Here is a 2,218-nt window from a genome sequence, read left to right as displayed (position 1 = left end):
CTATTGAGGGTACCGGCCACACCGCTGGCGCTCACACTCTGACCCGTCCCTTCGCTATTACCGCTGGTCAGCGCATCTTCATGGACCAAACTGCGCACAGATAGTTCTTCCCCATCAACCAGAGTTGGTATGTCATCCAAAATGGCGACATCAAGGGTATCGCTAGCCGTATCACCATCACTATCGATCAGCACAACGCTTAAGCTTTCGCTCAGGGAGGTGTCATTGACGGGTCTTGTATGGTTTCCATTATCGCCAAGGGTATAGCTGTAACTGACTTGCCCTTCACCGGTCACCGGGTTGTAGGTCACCGCTGAGATAGTCAGTAAATTTCCTAACGGGCTGATAATGGATTGTGGAAACGATACGCCTAACTGGCCATTGGTGATTAATGTAACGCCAGCTAGGGTCAAACTCTGGACGCCGTCAGGAGCATTGAAGGCAAACACTCCACTTTGAGTCAGATCTGCAGCATTGGGAGCCGAACCATCCGCTAAATTGGTATCACTGACTTGTACCTCACCCCCTTCCCGAGCCAGCCCACCAAGATCTACTTCTTCATCTACCGGGGTAATGGAGACAACGAATGTCGATGTCACTGTATCCTGGCCATCAGTTACCTGATAGTTCACCGGGGGAACTGCGCCATCATAGTTAGGAGCCGGAGTAAAGGTATAGCTCCCATCCGGATTGATGATCAGCGTGCCCACTCCGGTAATGGTGGCAGCAACACCAGCAGGGACTCCGATATTGATACCCCAGTCATATGAAACGATAGAGGCATCAGCAGGCCCATCAGGATTGGTACTATTGTCGAGCAAATTCCCACTGACCTGAGTGTCTTCTAGGGTCACGGCGGTTTCGCCCAAATCATCAAGCTGATTTTCAAGAATCAAATCTTCGGCCTGATTTTCATTGATGACAACGGCCGTATCGTAGGTGGTATCAAACCCAGCAGCCGCTATCGTGGCATCACCAGTTCGATCAATTGTGACGAAACCACCATTACCACTGGTCCCCGCAACCCCACCAATACCGCCACCACCACCGGCCGCTGGTGCCCCACCAGCAGCAGAAGCCTCAAAGTTTTGCGTCGGGTCAACACCCTGCAGAATCGATTCTTGCAATGCGGCAATATCTGAAGGAGCGCCTTCCTGGCTGGCAGCCACTTGTGGTTGAGCAGGTTCAGCGGACTCGGAACCTACCGGAACATCCGATGCTGGAGTATCGTCATAAGGGGAAAGAGCCAGCTTGGCGTCATCAGCTATGGCCAATTTTGCTCCGGGTTGGAGAATTTCCCCTTTTTGCAGAGGGCGGCTGCTTCCATCAGCCAGCACAATCTCCACATTGCCTTCTATAGCTGAGACAACCACGGACTTGTCGATGATTTGGGTACGCATATCCATTGCTCCAAGGTGACAGATCTTGATGTCTACACCGTAGAAGGAGATAGCGCGCTGTTCCGTTGCAAAAAAGCGTACGTTCGAGAGGGATTCAACAAATGGACAGAAAAAAATCGAAGAGTTGGAATTTCTTAATACAAATCAGAATCCTAGACGCAGCTCCATTCAAGGCTGACCTTGAGTTGGTTATAGAAAATTGGCGAAAAGAGAAGTGACTGATATAAAAAAGGCCCCTATCGGGGCCATTTCCAGCATTTAATTCAAGACAATGGGAAGGCAGGATGAACAAATCCCTGGTAACCATCGATATGCAACTTGGAAAGCAGTTCCACTTGATGTTGATCCTCGACACGGGTCGCAATGGTGGTCACACCGGCATTGTGTGCGGCGCGACACACTGCAGCCAGGAATGAGGTGTCAGCCCCCGGCTCCATGACCTGACTGGTATAACCGTGATCAACCTTGACATAAGCCGGCGACAACTCCTCCAGATAGCCCAGAGACTGGAAGTGACGACCATAGTGGTCAACCCCCCACTGGAAACCATGAGCTTGCAAGGTGCCCACCAACGCAGCCACGTTGTCTTTATGTTTCATGATGGCGGCTTCAGGTATTTCAAATAACAACCGCTCTTTCAGCTCAACATGCTCGGTCAGATAGCGCGTCAGCCAGGTTAAAAATTCATCCGAGCAGAGCGAGCCAGCAGTGATGTTGATCGCCAGTACCAGATCAGACTGTTTTTGCAGTAATGGAACGCAAGCATCAAGCACCGCTTGGTCAAACTCGCCACCCAATTTGAACTGTTCAATCGCGGG

General features: G+C 51.0%; 2 protein-coding genes. Both read right to left on the bottom strand.

Annotated features, from left to right (window positions below; genetic code table 11):
• Positions 1–1,400, bottom strand: a 1,400-nt coding sequence (locus AACS18_RS05145) for a retention module-containing protein (RefSeq protein ID WP_258228856.1), incomplete at its 3' end; no start/stop codon positions are given.
• Positions 1,401–1,663: 263 nt separating this feature from the next.
• Positions 1,664–2,218, bottom strand: a 555-nt coding sequence (locus AACS18_RS05140) for an EAL domain-containing protein (RefSeq protein WP_146184855.1), incomplete at its 5' end; no start/stop codon positions are given.

Origin of the sequence: Aeromonas sp. HMWF015 (assembly GCF_963878965.1) — a bacterium.
Classification (GTDB): Bacteria; Pseudomonadota; Gammaproteobacteria; order Enterobacterales; family Aeromonadaceae; genus Aeromonas; species Aeromonas veronii.
Note: the sequence above shows the minus strand (reverse complement) of the source record. Positions and strands in the feature narration are given on the sequence as shown.